The organism is Philodulcilactobacillus myokonensis, assembly GCF_027923585.1.
Classification (GTDB): domain Bacteria; phylum Bacillota; class Bacilli; order Lactobacillales; family Lactobacillaceae; genus Philodulcilactobacillus; species Philodulcilactobacillus myokonensis.
The window spans coordinates 89,425-113,569 of record NZ_BRPL01000002.1; the positions used below are offsets into that span (position 1 = coordinate 89,425).

Annotated in this window: 28 protein-coding genes and 1 riboswitch; of the genes, 13 read left to right on the forward strand and 15 right to left on the reverse strand. The window is 33.2% G+C overall.

Going from position 1 to position 24,145, the window contains the following annotated elements; genetic code table 11:
* Positions 1-111: 111 nt before the first annotated feature.
* The gene (locus tag WR164_RS00425) at positions 112-471 is read right to left on the reverse strand and encodes a DUF6568 family protein (protein ID WP_286135566.1); all 360 of its coding nucleotides are present in this window, start codon (positions 469-471) and stop codon (positions 112-114) included.
* Positions 472-565: 94 nt separating this feature from the next.
* Between WR164_RS00425 and WR164_RS00430 the strand changes: the two genes are divergently transcribed.
* From WR164_RS00430 to WR164_RS00465, 8 genes are all read left to right on the forward strand, one after another.
* Complete coding sequence (locus WR164_RS00430; RefSeq protein WP_286135567.1) at positions 566-1,147, forward strand: L,D-transpeptidase; 582 nt, start codon at positions 566-568, stop codon at positions 1,145-1,147.
* Positions 1,148-1,359: 212 nt separating this feature from the next.
* Positions 1,360-2,265, forward strand: coding sequence for a GRP family sugar transporter (locus WR164_RS00435; protein WP_286135569.1), 906 nt, complete (start codon positions 1,360-1,362; stop codon positions 2,263-2,265).
* 154 nt (positions 2,266-2,419) lie between these two features.
* Entirely contained in the window at positions 2,420-3,334 is a 915-nt protein-coding gene (locus WR164_RS00440; protein ID WP_286135570.1) for a GRP family sugar transporter, read from the forward strand.
* Between the two features lie 218 nt (positions 3,335-3,552).
* Complete coding sequence (locus WR164_RS00445) at positions 3,553-3,732, forward strand: hypothetical protein (RefSeq protein WP_286135571.1); 180 nt, start codon at positions 3,553-3,555, stop codon at positions 3,730-3,732.
* Between the two features lie 165 nt (positions 3,733-3,897).
* Positions 3,898-4,311 (forward strand): MerR family transcriptional regulator, encoded by a 414-nt coding sequence (locus tag WR164_RS00450; RefSeq protein WP_286135572.1) that lies wholly within the window; start codon positions 3,898-3,900, stop codon positions 4,309-4,311.
* A 6-nt stretch (positions 4,312-4,317) separates the two neighbouring features.
* Positions 4,318-4,752, forward strand: coding sequence for a cupin domain-containing protein (locus WR164_RS00455; protein WP_286135573.1), 435 nt, complete (start codon positions 4,318-4,320; stop codon positions 4,750-4,752).
* Entirely contained in the window at positions 4,749-5,069 is a 321-nt protein-coding gene (locus WR164_RS00460; RefSeq protein ID WP_286136864.1) for a carboxymuconolactone decarboxylase family protein, read from the forward strand. The genes WR164_RS00455 and WR164_RS00460 overlap by 4 nt, the downstream gene beginning before the upstream one ends.
* 110 nt (positions 5,070-5,179) lie before the next feature.
* The gene (locus tag WR164_RS00465) at positions 5,180-5,392 is read left to right on the forward strand and encodes a hypothetical protein (protein ID WP_286135574.1); all 213 of its coding nucleotides are present in this window, start codon (positions 5,180-5,182) and stop codon (positions 5,390-5,392) included.
* A gap of 88 nt (positions 5,393-5,480) precedes the next feature.
* Here the strand turns inward: WR164_RS00465 and yjeM (WR164_RS00470) are convergent, their stop codons facing one another.
* The 5 genes from yjeM (WR164_RS00470) to WR164_RS00490 all read right to left on the reverse strand — a co-directional run bounded on the left by yjeM (WR164_RS00470) (position 5,481) and on the right by WR164_RS00490 (position 9,487).
* Complete coding sequence (gene yjeM / locus WR164_RS00470; protein ID WP_286135575.1) at positions 5,481-7,010, reverse strand: glutamate/gamma-aminobutyrate family transporter YjeM; 1,530 nt, start codon at positions 7,008-7,010, stop codon at positions 5,481-5,483.
* Between the two features lie 19 nt (positions 7,011-7,029).
* Complete coding sequence (locus tag WR164_RS00475) at positions 7,030-7,398, reverse strand: hypothetical protein (protein ID WP_286135576.1); 369 nt, start codon at positions 7,396-7,398, stop codon at positions 7,030-7,032.
* Positions 7,399-7,595: 197 nt separating this feature from the next.
* Positions 7,596-7,859 carry a hypothetical protein gene (locus WR164_RS00480; protein WP_286135577.1) on the reverse strand — a complete coding sequence of 88 codons (264 nt, stop codon included), beginning with the start codon at positions 7,857-7,859 and terminating at the stop codon, positions 7,596-7,598.
* Between the two features lie 801 nt (positions 7,860-8,660).
* A complete protein-coding gene (locus tag WR164_RS00485; protein WP_286135579.1) occupies positions 8,661-9,119 on the reverse strand; it encodes a hypothetical protein in 459 nt (152 codons plus the stop codon).
* 23 nt (positions 9,120-9,142) lie between these two features.
* On the reverse strand, positions 9,143-9,487 hold the full coding sequence (locus tag WR164_RS00490; protein ID WP_286135580.1) for a hypothetical protein: 345 nt from the start codon (positions 9,485-9,487) through the stop codon (positions 9,143-9,145).
* A 184-nt stretch (positions 9,488-9,671) separates the two neighbouring features.
* Here WR164_RS00490 and WR164_RS00495 point away from each other — a divergent pair, with 184 nt between their 5' ends.
* Positions 9,672-10,316 (forward strand): helix-turn-helix transcriptional regulator, encoded by a 645-nt coding sequence (locus tag WR164_RS00495; RefSeq protein ID WP_286135582.1) that lies wholly within the window; start codon positions 9,672-9,674, stop codon positions 10,314-10,316.
* Between the two features lie 45 nt (positions 10,317-10,361).
* Here WR164_RS00495 and yjeM (WR164_RS00500) read toward each other — a convergent pair whose 3' ends face one another.
* From yjeM (WR164_RS00500) to WR164_RS00510, 3 genes are all read right to left on the reverse strand, one after another.
* Positions 10,362-11,879, reverse strand: coding sequence for a glutamate/gamma-aminobutyrate family transporter YjeM (gene yjeM, locus WR164_RS00500; RefSeq protein ID WP_286135583.1), 1,518 nt, complete (start codon positions 11,877-11,879; stop codon positions 10,362-10,364).
* Positions 11,880-12,027: 148 nt separating this feature from the next.
* Positions 12,028-12,206: riboswitch (Lysine riboswitch) on the reverse strand.
* Positions 12,207-12,305: 99 nt separating this feature from the next.
* Positions 12,306-13,148, reverse strand: a complete 843-nt coding sequence (locus WR164_RS00505; protein ID WP_286136865.1) for an aldo/keto reductase — start codon at positions 13,146-13,148, stop codon at positions 12,306-12,308.
* A 37-nt stretch (positions 13,149-13,185) separates the two neighbouring features.
* On the reverse strand, positions 13,186-13,983 hold the full coding sequence (locus WR164_RS00510; protein WP_373876915.1) for an aldo/keto reductase: 798 nt from the start codon (positions 13,981-13,983) through the stop codon (positions 13,186-13,188).
* A 91-nt stretch (positions 13,984-14,074) separates the two neighbouring features.
* On the opposite strand from WR164_RS00510, the gene WR164_RS00515 reads away from it, so the two are divergent.
* The gene (locus WR164_RS00515; protein WP_286135585.1) at positions 14,075-14,479 is read left to right on the forward strand and encodes a MerR family transcriptional regulator; all 405 of its coding nucleotides are present in this window, start codon (positions 14,075-14,077) and stop codon (positions 14,477-14,479) included.
* Positions 14,480-14,519: 40 nt separating this feature from the next.
* On the opposite strand, the gene WR164_RS08405 is transcribed toward WR164_RS00515, so the two are convergent.
* The 3 genes from WR164_RS08405 to WR164_RS00525 all read right to left on the reverse strand — a co-directional run bounded on the left by WR164_RS08405 (position 14,520) and on the right by WR164_RS00525 (position 16,677).
* On the reverse strand, positions 14,520-15,311 hold the full coding sequence (locus tag WR164_RS08405; RefSeq protein WP_373876889.1) for a CPBP family glutamic-type intramembrane protease: 792 nt from the start codon (positions 15,309-15,311) through the stop codon (positions 14,520-14,522).
* A 120-nt stretch (positions 15,312-15,431) separates the two neighbouring features.
* Positions 15,432-16,019, reverse strand: coding sequence for a helix-turn-helix domain-containing protein (locus WR164_RS00520; RefSeq protein WP_286135586.1), 588 nt, complete (start codon positions 16,017-16,019; stop codon positions 15,432-15,434).
* A 199-nt stretch (positions 16,020-16,218) separates the two neighbouring features.
* Positions 16,219-16,677 carry a MerR family transcriptional regulator gene (locus WR164_RS00525; RefSeq protein WP_286135588.1) on the reverse strand — a complete coding sequence of 153 codons (459 nt, stop codon included), beginning with the start codon at positions 16,675-16,677 and terminating at the stop codon, positions 16,219-16,221.
* 167 nt (positions 16,678-16,844) lie between these two features.
* Between WR164_RS00525 and WR164_RS00530 the strand changes: the two genes are divergently transcribed.
* From WR164_RS00530 to WR164_RS00540, 3 genes are all read left to right on the forward strand, one after another.
* The gene (locus WR164_RS00530; RefSeq protein WP_286135589.1) at positions 16,845-18,329 is read left to right on the forward strand and encodes an MDR family MFS transporter; all 1,485 of its coding nucleotides are present in this window, start codon (positions 16,845-16,847) and stop codon (positions 18,327-18,329) included.
* On the forward strand, positions 18,326-19,123 hold the full coding sequence (locus tag WR164_RS00535; protein ID WP_286135590.1) for a DUF4811 domain-containing protein: 798 nt from the start codon (positions 18,326-18,328) through the stop codon (positions 19,121-19,123). Before WR164_RS00530 ends, WR164_RS00535 begins: the two co-directional genes overlap by 4 nt.
* A gap of 87 nt (positions 19,124-19,210) precedes the next feature.
* Positions 19,211-19,462, forward strand: a complete 252-nt coding sequence (locus tag WR164_RS00540; protein WP_286135591.1) for a hypothetical protein — start codon at positions 19,211-19,213, stop codon at positions 19,460-19,462.
* A 424-nt stretch (positions 19,463-19,886) separates the two neighbouring features.
* Here the strand turns inward: WR164_RS00540 and WR164_RS00545 are convergent, their stop codons facing one another.
* From WR164_RS00545 to WR164_RS00555, 3 genes are all read right to left on the reverse strand, one after another.
* Entirely contained in the window at positions 19,887-20,540 is a 654-nt protein-coding gene (locus WR164_RS00545; protein WP_286135592.1) for a helix-turn-helix domain-containing protein, read from the reverse strand.
* Positions 20,541-20,768: 228 nt separating this feature from the next.
* On the reverse strand, positions 20,769-22,217 hold the full coding sequence (locus WR164_RS00550) for a catalase (protein ID WP_286135594.1): 1,449 nt from the start codon (positions 22,215-22,217) through the stop codon (positions 20,769-20,771).
* A gap of 87 nt (positions 22,218-22,304) precedes the next feature.
* Positions 22,305-24,143 carry an ABC transporter substrate-binding protein gene (locus WR164_RS00555; protein WP_286135595.1) on the reverse strand — a complete coding sequence of 613 codons (1,839 nt, stop codon included), beginning with the start codon at positions 24,141-24,143 and terminating at the stop codon, positions 22,305-22,307.
* Between the last annotated feature and the right edge of the window lie 2 nt (positions 24,144-24,145).

Sequence of the window (24,145 nt, forward strand, 5' to 3'; positions counted from 1 at the left end):
ATAAAAAATGGAGTTATCCACAAGTGGTTGTGGATAACTCCAATATGTTGTAGATAAAATGATCTTAAAATCATAATTTGCACCAAATATTGAATGTTTCATGTGAAACATCTATTGATGATTCTTTAAGAAATCCTGAAGATCCCGTTTATCAAAATTACCTTGATATTGAACATCTAATTCACCATTATTGTAAACAGCTAGATTTGGAATATTTTTTAAATGAAATTTAGCCATGAAATTTTCTAGAGCATGACTCCGCTTGATTGTATTCACGTAAAAAACGTCTTGATCCATTCCTAACTGACTAACGGTATGAGCTAAATTATTCATGATCCGTTCTGATTTACTGTCATTTGGTTGACCCATGAAAACGATGATGTGTTCATTCACGCCGATGCGGTTATTGATCACATTAATACTTCTTTCATCTAAATGATCAGCGTTTTCTTTGTATTGATCTTGATTCATTTGAGTTTCCCACCTTCATTAATTGTTGTATATTCACGCTTAATATCTTAAACTATAATGTAGCTATGATAAAATATTTAAAGGAGATTTGAATTTGAAAAAGTTTTCTAAAATTACTCTATTAGCTTTTATCGCTGTAATTGCCTTTATTAGTGTTGGCTGTTCTAGCAACCAAAAAGCTAGTAGTAATCACCATGTTACAACGACTAAGCAAACTAAACAAACAACTAAAAAATTAATTAATTGGCGGAAGCCATCTGAAAATAAACCCTATCCATCCATGAAACCAAATTTAAAACGGTGGTTGAAGGTTTCCATTAAGAATCAAAAAGTCTATGTCATGAGTAAACAAAATCAGGTTCTCTATACGATGTATGCATCGACTGGCATTCATAATTCAACCCCACTGGGAACCTATCATATCCAAGCAGAACGTGGCAAGTTCTTCTACAACGCTGCATCTAAAGAAGGTGCTAGATACTGGACTTCTTGGAAGGATCATGGCATCTATCTATTCCACACCGTTCCAACTAATAAACATGGTAAGTACGTTGTTTCAGAAGCTAATCAACTGGGTAAAACGGCCCATTCACATGGCTGCATTCGATTAGCAATTCCAGATGCTAAATGGATTAATCAATATGTTCCATACGGAACAAAAGTGGTTATTAAATAATATTTTCATCTTAAAATATGATTGGACGTGGGTCATAAAAGTGACTCACGTCTTTTTTTATAAAAAATGCATCATGTTCAAAATGATAGCGCTTTAAATTTATAAATGATTGCGCTTACATTTTGACGCTAAATATAGTATTATAAAGTTATAGTGATGAGTAATTAGAATGTGTTGATATCTTAGGAAGTTAATGTAAGGAGGAAGTTATTATGAATATTTTGATTGCATTAGTGCCAGCCCTTACCTGGGGTGTTGGTCCACTAATCGTAAGCAAAGTTGGTGGCCGGCCAATTAATCAGCTCCTTGGAACTTGTTATGGTGAAGTTATTAGTGGATTGGCATTATTCTTCATGTTTCACCCATCCATTTCGTTGAGTGGATTCTTCTGGTGTTTTATTGGTGGATTCTTATGGGCAATCGCTCAATTAATGCAATTTACTTCATTTACTGATTTGGACGTCTCCACTGCCATGCCAATTTCAACCGGACTCCAATTAATTGAAATCCCATTAGCCGGAGTTATTTTCTGGGGTGAATGGGCTGGCGGTAAAGCCAAGTTAATTGGATTTTCAAGCATTTTACTATTGATAATTGGAATTATCTTAACCGGAATTCGTAGTAAAGGTAATAAAGAACATGTTACTAAGAAAATGAACTATAAAGCCGGATTAGCATTACTACTCATCGGTTCACTTGGTTACACTGCATTCTCCGTTTTTCCAAGAATTCCAGATGCTAGTGGAGTTGCTAGCTTACTCCCACAGACATTTGGCCAATTTTTAGGCGCCGTTGCACTAACACCAATCATGAGTAATAGTGATCGGAGACACCATGTCGCAACGGTTCCGACAAAAGCAATCTGGTTAAATAAAAGAACCCTTGGCAGTATCATCGTTGGTCTATTAGGTGGATTAGGAACACTTGCTTACTTAACTTCATTGAAATCAATTGGAGTTGCAACCTCATTTCCATTAACTCAACTAAGTGTCGTTATTTCAACCCTTGGTGGAATTGTGATTTTACATGAACACAAGACTAGAAAGGAACTAACATTTACATTCATTGGCTTAGCTCTTCTAATCATTGCTGCATTTATGATTTCTAAGATTGATTAAGATTTTTTGAAAGGTACCAAATAAAAAATAAGACTTAATCCCAAAAATTAAGCTTTATTTTTTACTGTATTTTAATCAAGCTTTCTATTTACTATCAGTAGTCATTTTTAAGTACAATATAGTTACATAATTTTAAATTAAGGAGTATATTTTTATGAATATTTTAATCGCGTTATTTCCGGCGCTAGTTTGGGGTGCTGGTCCAATTATTGCCACCATCGTTGGTGGAAAACCAATTAACCAGTTATTAGGAACCGGTTATGGTCAAATGATCGTCGGAGTAATCCTATATTTGATTTTTAGACCAGAGATGACTTTGAGCGCTTTCTTCTGGTGTTTCTTAGGTGGAGCTTTATGGTCAATTGCTCAATTAATGCAGTTCACTTCCTTCGTCGAAATGGATGTTTCAACCGCCATGCCAGTTTCAACTGGCCTGCAATTAATTGAAATCCCATTATCCGGTGTCATTTTCTGGGGTGAATGGGCTAGTGGTCAATCAAAATTGATTGGATTTTTAAGCATCGTCCTATTGATTGTTGGAATTACATTTACCAGCCTTCGTAGTAAACGAAATCAGAATAGTGCACCCAAGAAAAAGATGAATTATAAAAAGGGAATGTTGATGTTATTAATTGGTTCATTTGGGTACACGGCCTGCTCCGTTTTTCCAAGAATTCCGAATGCTAGTGGGATGACCGGCCTATTACCACAGACCCTTGGCATGTTCTTCGGTGGTGTGGTTCTAGCTGCAATTATGAATCACCGTAATTCTAATGTTAGTGGATCATCTAATGGTGCAGCTGCTAAACCGATTTGGTATGATAAATGGACTAAGGAAAGTATTACCATTGGTCTTTTAGGTGGATTAGGAACCCTTGCCTATTTAACTTCATTGAAACTAAACGGAGTGGCAACTTCATTCCCATTAACCCAATTAAATGTTGTTGTTTCAACCATTGGTGCGATTGTTATTTTACATGAACATAAGACCCATCAAGAATTAACATTTACCCTTGTTGGATTGATCATGATTATGATTGCGGCATTCATGATTGCAAAAATTAGTTAAAAATATAAATAGAGTGCAATTTAAAAATTTAAAACCTAATCCCGATTGAATATCGGAATTAGGTTTTTTCTTTGAATAAGCTGATAAATGTTAAGTGTTTTAATTAGGATTATTGGTGTTAAAAAGATTAGGATATATATATATGAATAAATGATGAAAATGATTTAACTCACTGGTTCTTGATAATTATGTCATTCATAATTAAAGAAGGCAATTCTATGTTTAATCAATTATTTTTAAATTTCTTAAGCGCTGCTAATATGTTAAAAAGCGCCAATCGTAATATTGGAAAACCACTTACTGCAACGTCTGCTTCATGTCTTACTGTGATAGCCTTAGTTATCTTCTATTTGTACTATGTATTTGGCAAAAAATTTGATCAAAAGCATCATATTTAATCTAAGTAGACTTGATAAATAGTAAACGAAAAAAGCAGACATTAAATTCAAAAATGTCTGCCTTTTATTATATAAATTTTTTTGTTTTATATTTGACTTAGAGTGGACTCTAAGTGCTAACTTATTAAGTAATCAATTGATGTTTTATTTTAAAGGAGTTTTTTCATGAAAAAATATTCCATTGGCGAATTTGCAAATCAGGTTGGATTAACAACCTATACGCTAAGATATTATGAAAAGAAACACTTAATTATTCCGCAACGTGATGCTAATGACCGTCGTTATTATACCGATGATGATATTAAATGGATCGGTTTTCTTTTACATCTGAAGGGAACCGGGATGTCAATGAATGAAATTACTGAGTACGTAAAATTACGTGCTGCTGGTGATTCCTCCATTCCTAAACGAAAGCAGCTTCTAAAAGATGTTCAAGCAAGAAGTTTATCCCAAATTGAAGAGATGAAAGTTCATTTGGGAGTTCTATCGAAAAAGATTGATTGGTATGATGGCAAGTTAAAACACACGATTTCGGAAAGTTTTGGCGATTATTTAAAACGGCTTAGATCAAAGGAGTAATTCAAAATGGCTAAAAATGAAAATGTAAAGAACGGAATTATTTTTGGACGTGGACAAAAAAATGATGCTTTTGCTAAGTACTTTACCGGTCAAAGCTATTTAAAGGGCCTGGTTAGTCCTGAAAAAGAAGTCAATGTTGGCGTTGGAAACGTTACTTTTGAACCCGGATGCCGAAATAATTGGCATATTCACCACAATGGTTACCAAATTTTATTGGTAACCGGTGGTGAAGGATTATACCAAGAAGAAGGTAAAAGAGCCCAGTTGTTAAAACCGGAGGATGTCGTTGTGACGCATGATGGTGTTAAACATTGGCATGGTGCCACTCCTGATAGCTGGTTCTCACATGTTGCCATCACTGCTGGAACTCCAGAATGGTTAGAACCGGTCTCTGATGATCAATTTCAAAAAGCATTTCAACAGGGAAAGGAAGATAAATAATGGCTAAACAAACAGCAGGTCGTAAGAATTTAGGAAAATTTGCACCAAAATTTGCAGAATTAAATGATGATGTTTTATTCGGACAGGTTTGGTCAAGAACTGATCAATTATCAGCACGTGACCGAAGCATGATTACGATTTCAGCAATTATTTCTAGCGGTAATTTTGCCCAGCTTGAAGCCCATTTGAAAATGGGGAAAAAGAATGGCATTATTAAAGAAGAGATTTCTGAAATGATTACCCACCTATCATTTTACGTCGGTTGGCCAAAAGCTTGGTCAGCATTTGGTATTGCTAAGAAAGTATACGGCGAATAAATTATCGAATATAAAAAGAAACAAGTATATCGTTATTGAGCGTTATCCTTGTTTTTACTTTAATAAGACCTATCATGTTCATAAATCATGAATATATTGAGGTGTTTGTAATGACAATTAAAGATATGAAAAAAATATTATTAAACTATGTTGCCTATGATATTCCAGTGATTGGTTTAATCGTTTCATTGTTGGCAATTTTCTTCTTTGTATTCATTAAGGGTGGAAATTTGTTGTCAGTAAGACTGTATTTATTCTTACCATTAATTGTGAGTGACGCAATTGCAATGCCGTTCTGGATATTTAATTTGATTAAAAATTAAGCATGATTTTATCTTAAAACTAAAAAATAGTTCAATCCAATTTTGGATTGAACTATTTTTGTACTTAATTACGTTTTAAATAAAATAATTAATTATTTTGTTCGTAGTCTTCGTTATCAATGATCATTCGTTTAGCACGGTGATGAATTCCAACGTAGTACATTAGAATTGAAACTAATACGAATAATACTGGTCCAGCAAAGGTCCAGAATGCAGTGGAATATTGATGAGACATTAGTGGTGAAATTAAGTTCATCAAAACCGCAAAAGTCATTGCAATCAATAGCACGATGGTTGCTAAGTATGTGGTTCCCATGCTGTGGAAGAAGACAACGCCACGCTTTAAATCAGTTCGCTTCTTGAAGAAGATGAAACCAATTACAACGAAGTAGTATGGGAAGACAGAACCAATATTACCCATATCGGTAATGATTTGGTAGAACTGCTGACCACTATTACCAGTTAATGAAATGAAGATTAAAGCAACCACGATAACACCACATTCAACCCACATCGCACCGGCTGGCATATCGTGTTTATTGAATTTAGCAATTTTCTTTGGCCATAGATCCTTAGAAGAACCAGCGATTAAACCTTTAACTGGTGAATAAATCAATACAACAACTAAACCAATTAATGGAAGTAATGATCCAATTGATAGAACTCTAACTAAGGTACCACTAATGATTTCACCAGTAGCAGTTGACCAGCCAAATGCATGGGCTAAGCCAACTCCTAAGTTACCCATTAAGTAGAAACCATTATTGTATAGGTTAACGTTTGGATTACCCATAACTTTAAGCCAGTTAGTAGCAAGTCCACAAACGAAGATTCCAACGATATAAAGGGTGGTCATAACGATGGCAACCCAAATCATTGCTTTAGGGAAATCCCTTTGTGGGTTCTTCATCTTATCAATGAAACCACTAGATGATTCCATTCCACCAAAGGCAAACATTGCGTAAATAATGAATGACATGATGGCTACCGGTGATTGAAAGGCCGGGTTCGGTGACTTAATAAAGGTATTCATTCCGTGGATCGGTTGTGCTAAATGTCCATTAATAAAGAAAATAATAACTGATGCTAGAATGAAAATAGCAATTACACTTAGTGATACAACTCCAGCAATCGTAGCGGTCATTGCAATTTGTTTAACACCCTTAGTGGCAAAATATGTAGCAGCAATAATAAATACAATTCCCATTAAAGCGGCTACTTCGTTACTATCTAAGGAGCCTAAATGCCACGTTTCACTAATATCTTTTCCAAAAATAGCTCCAGAAAGGTTAACACCAAGTCCAGAAACATTTTGCAATAGATTAATTACCCATAGGCCAACCCAACAAAATGTACCAATAAAAGCCCATTTTTCTCCTAATGAATTAATTAACCAGGTGTAAAAACCACCATGATCTTGTTCAATTGCTCCACTATATTCAGCAAAAATCATTGCTAATGGGAATAGATAGATGATTGCACAGAGTACGTACCAAATGATACTGGCATATCCCATTTGGTTATATCCAGTAACAATATTACTGAAACCAAATTCGGTTGCGATAATAACCAGAACTAATTTAAGGGTCGATATGTTTGCATCCTTCTGATTATTCATATTCTAAATCCTCTTTCTTTTAAAAAATATTCATAAATTTGTGGCGTGGCAATGGTAACTTACCCTTCGCCTTCTTTTGATCGTCAGCGATGGTACCTAAACCAACTTTGATCTTTAGATAGTCATCATCTGACATGACGCTATGCTTACTGACAAAAATAGCAACTTTCATATTATACTTATGATTTTTGTTGTTATAACTGTCTAAGCTGGCATCGACAATTGGCCGCATCCTGGAGGCCTTGTCCATGTCGCCTAAAGCAACACCAATGGTAGCAGTTGCTAAATCAACCGCTGCATTGTCATCAGTCGAATCAGCTTCAGCTAATCGTAAGTCTTGATTAATATAATCGGTCAAATTTTGTAACTTATGATGTAGTTTTGGCATGATTGTTCATCTCCCCTCAACAAATTAAATTATTTCTAGCTTAAAATATACTAAAAAAAATGTCAATTTAATTATAATTATACTTATTATATCATTTTGTTCTTAATTAATTAATATTTTTTACTAATCTTTTGAAAACAAAACCGACAACCCAAAATTAATTGGATTGTCGGTTAAAATATGTATTATTTTAATCCTTATTTATCTGGAATTGCGTGTTGACTTAATCTGTTCCGTAAGTATAAAAACGTAATCAGAAATCCAAATTCAACGATCCACAATACTTTTGCATATATTAAAACACTACAAGGTAAGACAATGGAAATTAGAGCAAAAATGTTATAGAGATAAGCCATCCAGAATATTTTTCTAGAATGTTTATCATAATGGTGATCACTAACGTGTGGCAACGGTACTGTCGTTGATTTCCAACCGATTAGAACGTACTGCTTATAATTCATCTTTTGGCTGTCTTTTAGTGCAAAATATTCGCTGACAAATGCGAATATGACAGCACAGATTAGTAAAATGGCGACCAAAGTAGCTGCAAAAATGTTAATCCTTCCTTTGTGAATTAGATTGTTTCATTTTTATTTAATTAATTATAGTGATTGTAAAATTAAAGATATTACTAGAAAGAATTCAAAAAAATGTATAAATATTATTAACATATCTTTTTTATCTTTATGAAAATCTTTTAAAAAAATATATAAATATGATAACAAAGTTAAAGATAATATAATTATATATAATAAATGCATTATTTATTTCCACCCACCAATGTATAAACTAGATACGGCTGTGTAGCCAATCATGCTGATCATGGTAATTCAACCCGAATCTTAATAGTGTTTTATTAGGATATTATCTAAATCCATTTGAATCTTCAATACCATACGTTGAAAACTTTAAATAGAATATATAAAAAATTGCCAAGAGTGGAACGAATAACCAAAGCCATCTTAGCTTCTGCGTTAACAAACTAACGATTAATGGAATATCTATGAAAACCATGACACTATATTATAACCATACGCTAACCAGAAAATCTTGCTGGAATGTTTATCATAATGGCAATCTGAAATATGGGGCAACGGAATCGTTTGACCGATTGTCCAATGAATATAGCTATGGTTTTCATTTTTATAGTATTTCTTTTGAATTCGTCTGAGTGAATAATATTTTTCCACAAGCGAAATTGTGACTGGAATTGCAATTCAAATAATTAAATATTCGCCCAATGACATTGAATCAACCCCAAGTTAATTAGATTTATTTGCCTTATTAATCATAATTTTAGCGGTTCTTTGATTTAACTTAAATTTAGTCATAATCATTAATTCATGCTGATAAGAAGGGACATGATTAATAATTTTTCTTGCATCGTTAATCTTTTCTGAATTGTTTAAAACATGTTTCCTTTTAAGATAGCCAATGATGAAAACTACTGATATTAATAAGAAGTATGCAAGTAAGATTAATTCATGATTATCAAATGGATTAATTACGATGATAATGCCAATTTCATATAGGAAATATAGTAGCCAAAGAGCACTTTTAGATTCATAATTTGTGTTTGTGAAGTAGAAGTATTCGTTGAAAATGCTAACAAAGTGATTCTTGTTTTTGCTTTGTGATCCTTTAAGTGTGAAGTAAGTAACAAAAAAACTACCGATTAATACAATTAATAATAATGAAAACGTGACAATATAAAATAACACGGTTGTCCTCCCTTAATAATACATTATTCGTCTTTAATTGCGTACCGGCCTAGTTCCTTATAGAAACATGTAAAAATGACTGTAAATGTAATCATTGATAAAATGTAAACATCAAGCCATAATGAATCTAAAACAATTAAGCCAAACGGCAATCCTAAAAAGATAAGACAACTAATATTGTAGCAGTAAGCAATCCAAAATACTTTCTTAGAGTTTTTATCATAGTGATGATCTTGAATGTAGGGGAGGCGGATCGTCATATGACTTACGCTGGATGCTAATTTATAATTATGTTTTTGAATGCTTTTTAATAGGCAGTATTCAAACATGAATAGCAAAAACAATACAACTAATATTAATTTAATCATCGTTTAGTGGTTCCTTTCATTTGATATCGTTAAACTAAATTTTCTTCATTTTTTATTAAACGATGAGCTCAATTAATAATCAATATTTGGAATGTCTTAACTTTTAAGCAAGTATAATTATCGTGAAAAATGCTTGTCTTATAATCGTTACAATTGCTTTTATATCAATGCTTTTCGGTGGGAAGTGATCATCATTAAAATTTATAAAAATATTATTGAATTACGAAAGAAACATCAAATGACCCAGCAGGATCTATCAAATTATCTACATGTTTCTAGAAAAACAGTCTCGGGTTGGGAAAACGAACGCAGTTTTCCAGATATCCAAAGTGTGATGAAAATGAGCCAATTATTTAAGGTTTCAACTGATGATTTGTTAAATGATGATTTATTGATTCAGCATTATGAATCTGAAAATAAAACCCACCTTAAAAATCAAAAAATATTGAAAATTACATACGTTTTAAACATTATCTTGTTGATTCTGACCTATGTTCACATGTTCCAAAAGGTACGGCCTCACACGGCATTTATTCCGATCTTTTTAATAATTAATCTTTTAGTGATGATGATTCATTCTGAAAATAATTCGAGATTTAAACGCCCATTGAATTTGTTTGAATTATTTGGTTCCTTTGTTTTAGCAATGTTAATTAATTTATTTTTTGATAATTTTGACCCCAGTCTTACGTCAGTGCTTTCTAGCTCTAATTATTCTGCCGCATACACATTAGGGTTCGTTGGCAGTCAGTTCACTCTTAACTTAGAAACCAGCATCAGTTTTTTAGTCATATTCTTCATGAATCCGTTCATAAAACACAAAAAATGACCAGCAGATTGCTGATCATTTTTATTTTGTGTAAATTCATTATTTTTAAATGGCTTCATCTTCATCTGGATGAATTTTTCGAACGTGAATATCGATTTCATAGAATAACCATGAACCGCCACCAAATAGAACCGGACCAAAGAATGTCCAGAAAGTGGTTTGATAATCATGCTGCATCATTGGTTGGATGAAATTGAAGATAATTCCAAATAACAATGCAGCCATGACAATTGATGTTCCAGTCCATGTCTTCCATGGTTTGTTATAGAAATTAAATGGACGGTTTAAGTCTTTAATTTTCTTAAACATTGGGAAGGCACCAACGATGAAAATGTATTGGAATGAACTGGAAACATTATTCATATCGGTCAAAATCGTATAGAACTTTTGAGCTCCAGAGCCACCAAAAGTAGTGAAGAATAGAATGAAGACCATGACAGCACATTGGATCCACATTGCATTGGCGGGCATCCCGTGTTTGTTTAACTTAATAATCTTTTTCGGCCACAAACGTTTGGATGAACCTAAAATAAATGACTTTAGTGGTGAGTACAGTAAGACAAAGACTTCACCAACACCACTTAGGAAGGTGGCAAAGCCGGTAAAACGAACGAGCCAGATTCCTAATTCGTTGGTCATCCCAGCGGACAATCCCATTGCATGACCAAGTGCAAAACCAAGGTTGCCCATGATGACAAACATAACGTTTCCTAAGGTAACGCTTGAGCCGCTTAAAGTCTTACTCCAATTAATACTGTATCCACATAGAAAAATGCAGACTGAGTAAGAAATAGTCATCACGACGGTTGAAATCATGACCCCACGTGGAAAAGTTTTGGCGGGATTATGCAACTTATCAATGACCCCACTGATTGATTCAACCCCGGCATACGCGAAAATGGCGTAGACAATAAATGACATGATTGAAACCGGTGATTTGAAGGCCGGATTTGGTGAAATCAAGAAGTCCTTGTAGCTTGTAATCGGTTGAGCTAACTGACCATGGTTTAAAAAGATCATGATGACTGATAATCCAGCAAATAATCCGACAACAATGATTGATAATACTCCGCCGACACTTGCCATCCATTCAATTGATTTAAGGCCATTAACGGCAAATAGGGTGGAAACTACCATGAGCGCAATTGATAGAATCCCGACCGTTTCCGTTGGATTTAAACCAAAGATGGACCAGCTGGTCGTCTCATCTTTACCAAAGATCATGGTTGAAAATGTAATCCACTGGTTGGGTGCAATGTCAATCAATGTCATGACCCATGCACATAGCCAAATGAACGTTCCGATGAAAGCAAATTTTTCGTTAACGGCCACTTTCATCCAGGAATACATTCCACCATTATATTTACTTAATGCTGAACCATATTCAGCAAACATCAGTGATGATGGAAGAAAGAAGGTTAATGCCCCAATGATGTACCAAATGATACTTGCATATCCCATTTGATAGAATGCATTGGTTGAATTAACTAATCCAAAAGCAGTTGAGAGAATCATTAATACCAGCGTGGCTAATGAAATTCTCTTCTTATTTGTCATATCCATAAACTAAAAACCCCTAATTATTTATTCTGATCGAAGGGGGTTAGCGGTTTCAATTAACTAGATTAATAGAATAAAAAAGATGCTTTCATTTGGTGCGCTCGCCAAACAAAAGCATCTCAAATATGATTATTAATTTGAGTCAATTGATAGTTGATCAAGCGCTCCACAAGCGATTAACTTGTGACAGTCCGCAGTTTGTTGAACCACGTCCCAGAACACTGAATCCTGTAAAATTCAGCACTTCGGCAACAACCCCTTTCAAGCTGCTTCAATGATTACAGTCACTCGCAAGCCTTACTGATGGTTGTTGCAACCTCTTCGATTACTTTTAATTTTATAATCTTCGGAAATGATTGTCAAAATGAATTAAAATAAATGTTTTGTAAAAAAATAAGAAGCACCAAAAAGTGCTTCTTATTTTTAATATTAATGTAAATGATTTAATTGATTAGCTGTTTCTGGGGCATGATGATCCAAGAAAAGACTCTTGTTAAGGTCTAAGCCTCTGATGGCATTCATTTCATCATCATTTAATTTAAAGTCCCAGATGGCGAGATTTTGTTTCATTCTTTCAATGTGAGTTGATTTAGGAATGATAACAACGCCACTTTGAGCCAAGAACTTTAATGCAATTTGAGCAGCTGATTTATCATGCTTTTCGCCAATGACCTTTAAAACGGGGTTGGTAAAGAGACCGTTTTTACCTTCAGCAAATGGACCCCATGATTCGATTTGGGTACCATATTTGTTCATCCACTTACGGTCTTCAGTTTGTTGATTAAAGACGTGGGTTTCAACTTGGTTAATGGCCGGGGTAACTTTGACGTTATTAACAAAGTCAACGTAGCGGCCAGCATCAAAATTAGAAATCCCGATGGCTCTAATTTTACCGTCATGGTATAACTTTTCTAAATCACGGTAGGCACCATAATAGTCACTGAATGGTTGGTGCAAAATGACTAAATCAAGGTAATCAACTTTTAATTTCTTCATTGATGCTTCAACTGACTTAGCTGTCTTGTGATCACCAAAGTTTGAAACCCAAACCTTAGTGGTTAAAAAGATATCCTTTCGATCAACATTGCTTTCTTGGATAGCGTCACCGACTGCTTCTTCATTATGATAGGCTTGGGCGGTATCAATGGCACGGTAGCCAGCACTCAAAGCATCCTTAACCGCTTGTTTACATTGATCAAAATCCGGAATTTGAAAAACTCCAAAACCCTCTTGTGGCATTAAAACGCCATTATTTAATTTAACATTTGGAATCTTTGTCATGAGAAAACCTCCAATTTATAATATTTAGTTAAAAGAAAATGCTTCTGTTAGTATTCAGTTGTTTAATTTGTTTCATTTCATCATCTGTTAATTCAAAATCCCAGATGGCAAGATTCTGCTTCATTCTTTCAGGATGAACCGATTTAGGAATGACAACAATTCCATTTTGGACTAAGAATCTCAGTGCCACTTGAGCTGCGGATTTATTGTGATTTTTACCAATTGATACGAGGGTATCATTAGTAAACAAATGGTGATGACCCTCAGCAAGTGGACCCCATGATTCAATCTGGGTGCCGTATTTTTTCATGGCTTGAATTAAATCGGTCTGCTGATTGAAAACGTGGGTTTCAACCTGATTAATGGCCGGGATGACTTGAACTTTTTTAACAAAATCATTATAGGCACTTGCGTTAAAATTCGAAACGCCAATGGCTCTAATTTTGTTTTCACCATATAACTGTTCTAAATCTTGGTATGCACCGTAATAATCACCAAAATGTTGGTGTAAAATAACTAAATCAAGGTAGTTAGTTCCTAATTTGTTCATTGAAGTGTGAATTGACTTAGCAGTGGTTCCCTTACCAAAATTTGAGACCCAGACTTTGGTAGTTAAAAAGATATCCTTTCGGGCAACATTGCTTTCTTTAATGGCATCGCCAACGGCTTGCTCATTTTGGTAAATTTGGGCAGTATCAATTGCGCGATAACCAGCAGCCAAAGCATCTTTAACCGCTTGTTTGCATTGTTCGTAATCTGGAATTTGGTAGACGCCGAAACCTTCTTGAGGCATTAAAACGTCGTTATTTAACTTAACATTTGGAATGTTTACCATAATAAAACCTCCCTTATCCTGATTGCTTGTTTATCATAATACCTTCATGTAACATGAAGGCAAGTAATAAGGGGTGATTTTTTTGTTAGAAATTAAGGAAGCTGCTAAAAAAGTTGGCATGAATGAAAATACGATTAGGTATTATACCGACCAAGGATTAGTGCCAAGTGTAAAAAGGGATGCTAATCACCACCGGTTGTTTGATCAAGCATCGCTGAACTGGCTGATTGGTGACCATCGGATGCGAGCAGCAGGGATGTCGATTAGAGAATTGAGGTATTACGTTAAACTCTGCTTAAAGGGCAATTCAACCGTGAGTGAACGAGCTCAAATTATCGATCAATTAAGAATTAAGGTTGATCAACAATTAAAAGCAGCTCAACAACGAGCCCATTTCTTGAGTGTTAAATCTCAAATTTATCATGACCTTTTAAATCATCACCGGACAAAAGATGTTTTAAATCCAGGGACATGGAAAAATAATTAATTTAATATAATAGTACTTTGTTTTTATGAAAAAATATATATCAAGATTTCGTTCTTATCCTAAATTTTTTTGTAATCTTTTTTGTAGATTTTTTCTTTAATGTAAGTAATGACATAAATATACTGATTATGATTAGAAAAATTAGTATGAATATTAATTCATTAAAAGTATAATTTTGATTTAACAGTTTAGTAGAACTCATTAAATCCCATAAAATATGCATGATTACAGGAACAAGTAAATTAAAAGTTTTTAGATAAACAGTTGAATTTATTATTCCAATTGAGATTGTAAACATTATCTGTACTAATGTAATTATAATATTTTGACTTATTGTTATAATATTTAAAATATGTAAAAAACTGAATAACAGGCTGCTAGAAATAATAGATAAGAAACAATTTGTTCTAATATTATTATTCTTACTATTAAACATTTTTAAAAATAATAATAATATAATTCCTCTGAATACATATTCTTCTAGAATGCCTGCACCTACTGACATTTCTAAATCTCTTATAGATAAAGTTCCAACCCAATTAAATAAAACTGATTTATATATTGTAAATAACGTAAAAAATATTATTAGTAATAATATACTTAGATATTTCTTTATATTTATTAAAAGAATTTTTTGATTTATCACTTTTTGATTTAAATAATATAAATATGTAAATGTAAAAAGATAATTTATAATAATAATAATATTATTGTAATAATTGCTAACAGAATTGAATAATGATTTATGAATAATATTTAATAATAGAATTAAAGAAATTAGAGAAAAATATACAATTGAAATTTTACAAATATAATGTGAATTTTTATTCATAACTTAACGCACCCCCTTTTTAATTTATATTTTTAAATTATATTAAAAATACCATTATATCAAGCTTTTAAGGGTTACATTCTAAAATGTAACCCTTTTTTCTCAATTTAATGTTATATATTAATTGTACGTAAAAAAGATAACATCAAAACCTATAGTTAATGATATCGAATGAACCATTATTCCAAATATTATTTCTAAATTAATCTGGGTAACGCTTTGAGAAATACCTAATTCTAGAAAAAATGTAATAAATAATAAAATTAAAGAAATAATAATAATTTTTAATTTATTGTTTCTTACTTTTTCTTTTAAATCTTTAAAAAATATAAAAAATATACATAAATTAATTATTAATAGTGGAGTTACAAATGCTAAATGATTAGATCCAATAAGAAACGTATTACATATGCTAGCTATAGTTAATATAATATTAAAATAGTAGGAATAATTTAATAGAGTTTTCTTTGATTTGATATTTTTTACGTAATTATTTTTATTCTTTTTTGTTGGAGGCTCTATAAAAAAACTTAATGGCACTTTGTAGATATCACAAATCATATTTAATGATTGAATATCTGGCTTTCCTCTATCATTTTCCCAGTTAGAAATCGTCTTTCTAGATACATGTAACTGTTTAGCTAGTTGTGCTTGTGTTATGTTATTATTTTTTCTTAGTGTTATTATTTTTTCTGAAATATTATTCATGACTTTAATCCTTATTATGTTTATTTTGATCAGTAGATAATATAAACATTCACTGATTAATACATAATATTATATATTGATTTACAAAAACATTAAAATAAAAATATGTTATAAAAAATAAAAGAATCGTAATTTTATTTCATTAATAAATTACGATTCTTTTTGATTTTATGTTAAATGAAAGTATTCTTATTATGATTTATTTTTTGATTTTAGTATCAATGATTTTAGCATCAACCCGGTCTTTTTTAACAATGAACCAAATTTGATGGTGTTCATCAACTTTACCGAAATTTAGGGCCGGATAGTTATCAATAATGTTCATTTCAATCATCCGACCACCAATGGTTTTCCTAACAAGGTTCTTGAATTTATCCATGATGGAAGCCTTTTTGGCAGCTACAGTTAATGTGAAGCCCGAATCTAAATACGATTTAATTAATTTTATTTTTAAATACGTTCCGGTGGTATATTTATGAGTCTTATTTTTTAAAACACTTTTGGATTTAATATACCCACATTTTTCCCAGTAACGAATCTGACTAGGTGTTAACCCCGTATTCTTGGCAATGTCGCCAACGTTCATCAGCATGGATTCACTTTTAAAAATTTGCCGCATTCTTCGGTTTAAGTCCTCAATTTGATCCGATTTTTCCAAATCCTTCACTTCCTTCATTTTTGTTATATTTTAAATAATCATTTTACATATTATGAATTAATTATATAATATTTAAAAAGCATGTCAAATTTATTGACAATAATTAATGACTGTATTATATTAATAATCAGCACTTATTATTAATACGTAAAGAGAGGGGTTTATTAATGGCACAAAATAACGTTACCGTTGATCAAAATGGTAAGTCATATAATCGATTTGCGTTTATCTTACTATTATTAGTCGGAACGTTCTTCGAAATTTTGAACGAAACCGTTTTGGCAACTGCTTATCCAGACTTAATGAAATATTTTAATATTAATACTTCAACTGTCCAATGGTTAACCAGTGCATTTTTAATGGTTAATGGAATTATGATTCCATTATCTGCCTGGTTAATTCGACGGATCAATACCAAGTGGTTGTATCTGATGTCTTTGGTAATTTTCCTAATTGGAACAATCATTGCTTATACATCAACTAGTTTTGGCGTCTTATTGACCGCTAGAATTATCCAAGCCGTTAGTGCCGGATTAGGAATGCCACTACTTCAGACCATTATGTTATACATTTTTCCACCTGATAAACGTGGTGCTTCAATGGGGTTATCCGGTTTAGTAATTGGATTAGCTCCAGCAATTGGCCCGACATTATCCGGTTGGATTGTTGATAATGCCAGTTGGCGTGATTTATTTGGAATGAACATTATTCCATTGATTATTGTCATTCTTTTAGGATTGAAATTTATTAAACCAGTTTTGCCAACCGAAAAGCTCAGCGTTGACTACTTCTCAGCCATTCTATCAACAATTGGTTTTGGGGTTCTTTTATATGGATTCTCATCAGTTGGTAACGATGGATGGGGAAGTTCAACCGTTTTAATTTCATTGTTAATTGGATTTATCTTTGTTGGCTTCTTTATCTGGCGAGACCTTACAGTTTCAGATCCACTAGTTGATTTGAAAGTCTTTAAATCACCACAATTTAGTATTGGAACCATCATTGGTTCATTAGCAATGATGTCCATGGTTGGTTTCGAAATGGTATTACCATTGTACTTACAAACTGTTCGTGGCGATTCTGCTTTCCATTCTGGTTTAACACTACTAGCCGGAGCATTGATGATTGGTATTCTTAGTCCATTTACCGGTCAGATTTTTGATAAATTTGGTGCTAAGAACTTAGTTATTAGTGGTTTCTTAATTTTAGGAATTGGCACCATTCCGTTTATTTACTTAACTAAGGATACGCCAGTAATCTACATTGTCGTTCTATATGCAATTCGATCCGTTGGAATTGCCATGACCATGATGCCAATTACAACTTACAGTATGAACTCATTACCAAATCATTTGATTAATCACGGAACTTCAGCTAATAATACGGTTAGACAGGTTGCTAGTTCAATTGCAACTGCCGTTTTGACTTCCGTTTTATCTAATACAACTAATGATGCTAAACCAGTTAAGCACTTGTTAACAACTAATCCACTATCTTATAAGAACGGCATGATTAACGCAGTTCTAAGTGGTTATCATGCTGCATTCTTAGTGGCCGCATTATTTGCATTAGTTGGAATTATTAGTGCATTCTTCCTAAGGAAAGGAAAAGGGTTTAGTCAGGATAATGCAAAGGAGGTGGCTTCTAAATGATCATCTACCTATTAATTATCATTGCAATTCTATATTTCTTATCATGGAATTTAATTAAGAATCGAACTTTTCACATTGTTGCTTCCACAATTACAAGTTTGCTTTTATTAGGAGCCGTTGTACTTTCAATTATGAACTTTAATGATCATTATGGAATGCATCGGGTAAACCAAACGAAGACTGAGCAGTTAGCTTCAGTTTCACCATCTAAACAAATGAAAATGTTGATTTATCAACCAGTCGGAACTTCCAGTGCTGCTAAAAAGTATCAAGTGGTGATCTATAAAAACCACGATGATCAAAAGAAGACGAGCCATACTAATCCAGATACTAGTGTTATTAATCATATTCATCAAAATAGTAGTGTAAAATCTCCTAAGATGGTTACGACCAAAACAAGATGGGAGTATAAGTCTCATAGTGCTAAATTAATGTTTGATTTAGCGCAAAAGGCTAATACTGATAAGACCGTCAATGATTTTTACGTTCCCAAGAATTGGCTAGTCTTATCTGCTAAACAAGCGAAGGCACTACCTAAAATTATGAAACAAGAACAAAGTAACATGAAAGCTCAAATGAGTTCGCCACAGGCTAAAATGCAGATGCAAAGGCAGGCCCAAAGTTTTATTCAAGCTAAAATGATGCAGGCAATGCAAAAGAATCCGCAAATGCCAGCTCAGCAAAAGGCTAAATTAATGAAACAGCTTCAGGCTGAATTTAAACAACAAGTTCAACAAAAAGCGGCTGCTCAATTAATGCCAAAAGTAATGCAACAAGTTAAACAGGTAAAGTAATAAATGATAAGCATGCATAAATCTAATTTATGCATGCTTATTTTTTGTTATAATTATAATAATTACTGATGAAACGAGATGATTCACATGTTTAGCAATTTAATGGGAATGTTTGCAATTCTATTGGCTGTTTTATTCTTGATTTCTGCATTTATGACGGTTCACTATGCATTAAAACGCAATCGTATTATTTTGAATAATCCTAAAAGCCGTTCGATTATTGATCAGGTCGTAAGTAAATATCCACTTAGCCGTCAGCAAAGTGTTGAAATTCAAAATGTATTTCATTTAAATATGTTGGAAGCATTTTTGCTACTGAGGAGATATAAAAGATATTAAGTTTATTATATTAAAATAAATAATAAATCACTTTTATAATGATTTATTTGCTTATTTTTGCTACAAGAAATAAAAAAGTAAAACTCTTTTTGAGTTTTACTTTTTTAAAGGTGAATTAATTGATATTCAACCGGCTAAATTGAATATTCAAGAGGAGGGAGATGAATATTGTATATTGTCAATAAAAATTAAGGTGTTTTCATAATCATCAATAAATACATTCTACGGCTTTACAATTATGATATTGATTTGGAATATAAAATTTACTTCTCCCTGTTTGTAAATTTTATATTCGAGTTAATAATATCATTAAATTCATTAATTGAAAGATAATACATGTCTGCAATATGTAGACACCGCCATAACAGCATTAAATCAATGTTTTAATTTTTTAAAATTAAGCTTTATTGACTTGAAAATGGCTTTACTTTTTTAATCGGCGGTTTTTAATAAACTGATATTTAAGATAAATCCAAACAATTTCAATCGTTGTACAAATTGTAATTGATAAAATAAAAAGTAATCGACCTGAAATGGAACCCAGAATAAAATCATCATTATTTCGATTGGTTAGTAAAATATCTAAAAACTTTTTGGGAATTCCAAAGATAACATTGAAAATCAAGATAATTGTGAATAATAATAGTAAAGTGATGGTTGTATTTTTATTTTGAAAAAAATGTTGCCTTAACACAAAAATATTAATAATGATGGCATTAATGATTACTAATCCGCCAATGAGCGGAATATGAAATCCATCCGGCTCATATAGTTCAATATAACCAAAAAATATTATGATTGAGGTAAGGTAGAAGAAAATTTTTTGCAGCTTCTCATGAGTCTTACCCTTGTGAATTTTATCGTCATAGTAATTGACAATATTATTATCTTTTAGTAATCGATCAATTGGAATATCATAAATTGTACTAATTTTAACAATGGTTTTGATATCTGGATAATTACGGCCACTTTCCCAACTAGACACAGTTTTTCTAGATACATGTAATTGATCAGCTAGATTTTTCTGTGTAAATTGATTCTGTTTTCTTAGAAATTTGAGCTTATCAGAAAAATTCAATAGTAATCACTCCTTTATGAGGCTGCATATATTATTATATATGTTTATAATATAGATAGAAACAGATTAAATTCTTAATAAATCGAAAGATATGGTGGTGATTACTGTGAGACATATTTGGAATTATTGTAGTGGTTTCATTAATGGCCTATTTAGACTTTAGAAACAGTAAAAAGGACCAATGCTAAATTAATTAGCATTGGCCCTTTTTATTTAATTATTTTTTAATTACTTAGTCTTAATTTCGTCCATCTTTAATCCTAAAGCTTTAGCAACCCGTTCACCATATTCATGGTCAGCGTTATAAAATTGTCTGGTTTCTAGAACTTTGTTTTCATGACTCTTAACGGTACCTAAAGTGCCTTTTATGGTTTCAATCAAACGGTCACGTTCCGCTGGTGAATAAACTCGGTACAATGCACCGGCAGCTGAGTAGTAGTCTGGAGCATAAGTATCATAGCTATCAGCTTTGCCGCTTACATCGTATGGCTTAATCTTAGCATGTGGGTCTTCTTTCGGTCCATTTTCACCATTGGGTTCATAGTTAACAGAACTATCCTGACCTTGAGCCATAAATCCGTCACGTTCATAATTCTTGGGTTTATGAAGTGGTCGGTTAATTGGAAGTGATTCATAGTTAGCTCCTAAACGGTACCTTTCAGCATCTTTATATGCAAAAAGGCGACCTTGTAATAACTTATCTGGAGATGGTTCAATTCCAGGGACCATGTTAGCAGGTGAGAATGCGGCTTCTTCAACGTCATCAAAGTAGTTTTCGGGATTTTCATTTAATACAAATTCACCAATCTGGTGTAATGGATAATCCTTTTTGCTAACAACTTTAGTGACATCAAAGATATCGCGCTTGTAGTGTAATCCTTCTTCATATGGAATAATTTGAACGCAAACTTTCCACTTTGGATAGTGTTTTTGTTCAATTCGATCAAATAAATCATGAATTAAGTAATCGGTGTCCTTGCTGGCTGTCATTGAAGCAGTGTGTTCAGACATATTCTTAACGCCCTGTTCACTGATGAAATGATATTTAACCCAATAGACTTGGCCTTTAGCATTGACCCATTTGAAAGTATGACTCCCATATCCATTCATGGTAGCATAACTTGCTGGATTACCACGGTCACCCATTAAATAGGTAACTTGGTGAACAGATTCAGGAGAGTGAGACCAGAAATCCCATTGCATATCTTGACTTCTTAAATGGGTCTTTGGATCACGCTTCTGTGAATGAATAAAGTCAGGGAACTTAAGTGGATCGTTGACAAAGAAGACCGGTGTATTATTACCGACAATGTCATAGTTACCATCCTGGGTATAGAATTTCATTGCGAAACCACGGACATCACGTAATGTATCAGGATATCCGGCTTCACCAGCAACTTGTGAAAAACGAATGAACATTGGTGTCTTTTTACCTTTGCCATTAAATAAATCGGCTTTAGTGTACTTGCTCATATCATGGGTTAATGTGAAGACACCCTTAGCACCTGCTCCTTTAGCATGGACAACTCTTTCTGGAATTCGTTCACGGTTAAAATGAGCTAATTTTTCTAATAGTTGATAATCTTGCATTAAAACTGGACCACGTTTTCCGGCGGTCAATGAATGATTATTATCCGCCCATGGTTGGCCAGCTTCAGTTCTTAATTTATCTGACATTAAAATGCACCTCCATCTATTGACTACTTCTTATCCTAAATATAACGATAATTTTAATCAATGATTTACCTTTGAAATGAAAGCATTTTATTGCCGATCTTCAGAAGTTAGTGATAAGTTGCTCCAGAATTGGTTATTGTCTGGTGATAGGTCATATCCCTTAATTCGTTTATTCAATGGAACCCAGTTCATACTCATTTCATTTGGAACGTAAGCAGCTTGGCTAGCAAAATATGTTTGCCAGTCTTTGAACTGTTTAACCCGATAATCATTATTCCAAGATTGATTATTGTTCATATTATTTAACAATTCATTATTCCGTTGACTTGCAAAATGACCCATGTTGAATCCTGAATTTTCACCATACAACTGGGTTGGTGTTGGCTCAGGCATTACTGTAAATGACCCGTACCAAATGTCAATTTGCTTTTGGTTGGGGTTCTCTAAAGTCGAGTACATCTTGTTCATTTCCATTGGTTTACCGCCAATTAATTGAGCATTGATGCCTAATTTACGCCATTGCTGAATATAGTAATTGTATCTAGCATCTTGAACCGGCGTTCCTTGTTCACCAGCGAAGTTAACGGTTAATGGCTTACCATTTGGTTGAGTTCGCCATTTACCATGGTATTTATAACCAGCTTCATCTAAAAGTTTCTTCGCTTTACTCATGTCATAAGTGTAGCGTGGGGTCTTACTATTATAGTATTTACCATAATACGGTGAAATGAGGGTATTGGGATACCAACTTAATCCGTAACCAAATTTTTTAGCTAAAGCACCTTGATCTAAAGCATACATCATGGCTTGTCTTAAATTGACATTGCCCATTTTTGAATTCTTGTCCATGATATTCTTTTGGGTCTTTGAATCAGCATGACCAACGCTGAAAGCTAGGTAATGGTACATGGTTCCCATATCACCAACTTCAGTATAATCATTTAAGTTTTTAACTTGTGGGTATTCCTGATTTTCGGAACTATTAATGCTGATTGGAAAATCATATTTTTTAGATCTTAAGGCAGAAGTAAAGTCATTATTAGCAACGACTTGAATATTGATATGTTGAATCTGCGGTTTCTTACCATAATAGTATGGATTTGGAACCCAGCTGGTTGATTCGCCGTTAACAATCTTACTTAGCTTATAAGGACCCACAAAAATGGGGTGGCTTCTAACTTGACTTGACTTAGGCAATTTAGAAATGGGAACATTCTTTTCATATTCATATGGTTCGGCGGTATCCCACATGATTGTATTGCCACTATACTTTAGTGATGGGGCAAAGTGTTCAAAGTGTAAGACCACTTTTTTACCATTCTGACCATTTGGAAATGTAATTCCACTGATGCTGCTTGCTTTACCTTCATGATAAGCTTTTAATCCTTTGATATCTTCCATATCCTGGTTAAATTCAGGGGTGTTACTATCCTTATTTGCTAAAACTTCATAAGCGTATTCAATATCCTTGGCGGTTAATGGCATGCCATTTGACCACTTAGCATTTGATCTAGCAGTGATTGTAGCTGACTTATCTTTTTTATCTAATTTGAGATTTGCTAATCCGCCATTGATAATTTGATTATTGTGATCAACGTTAAATAAATTATTGGCATTGCCAGTCGTTAGAATGCTGGTGCTACCACCATTACCGGGAGCGAACATGTCGATATCTTCCTGCATTGATTGAAAAATGGGATCGGCAACACCAGTAAATGGTGAATTATTAAATTCGGCTAGATTTAAAGTTCCCTTATCGGCTGCTTTTGAAGTCGAATTGGAATTATGATAGCTAGATGACAATTTAACTGATGGTTTATAACCGGATTTTACTTCAGTCGTATTACTGTTAGAACAGGCACTAAGCGTCCCAATTGATAACACGATGATACTGACTAAAAACCATTTAATTCTAATATGCATCATTC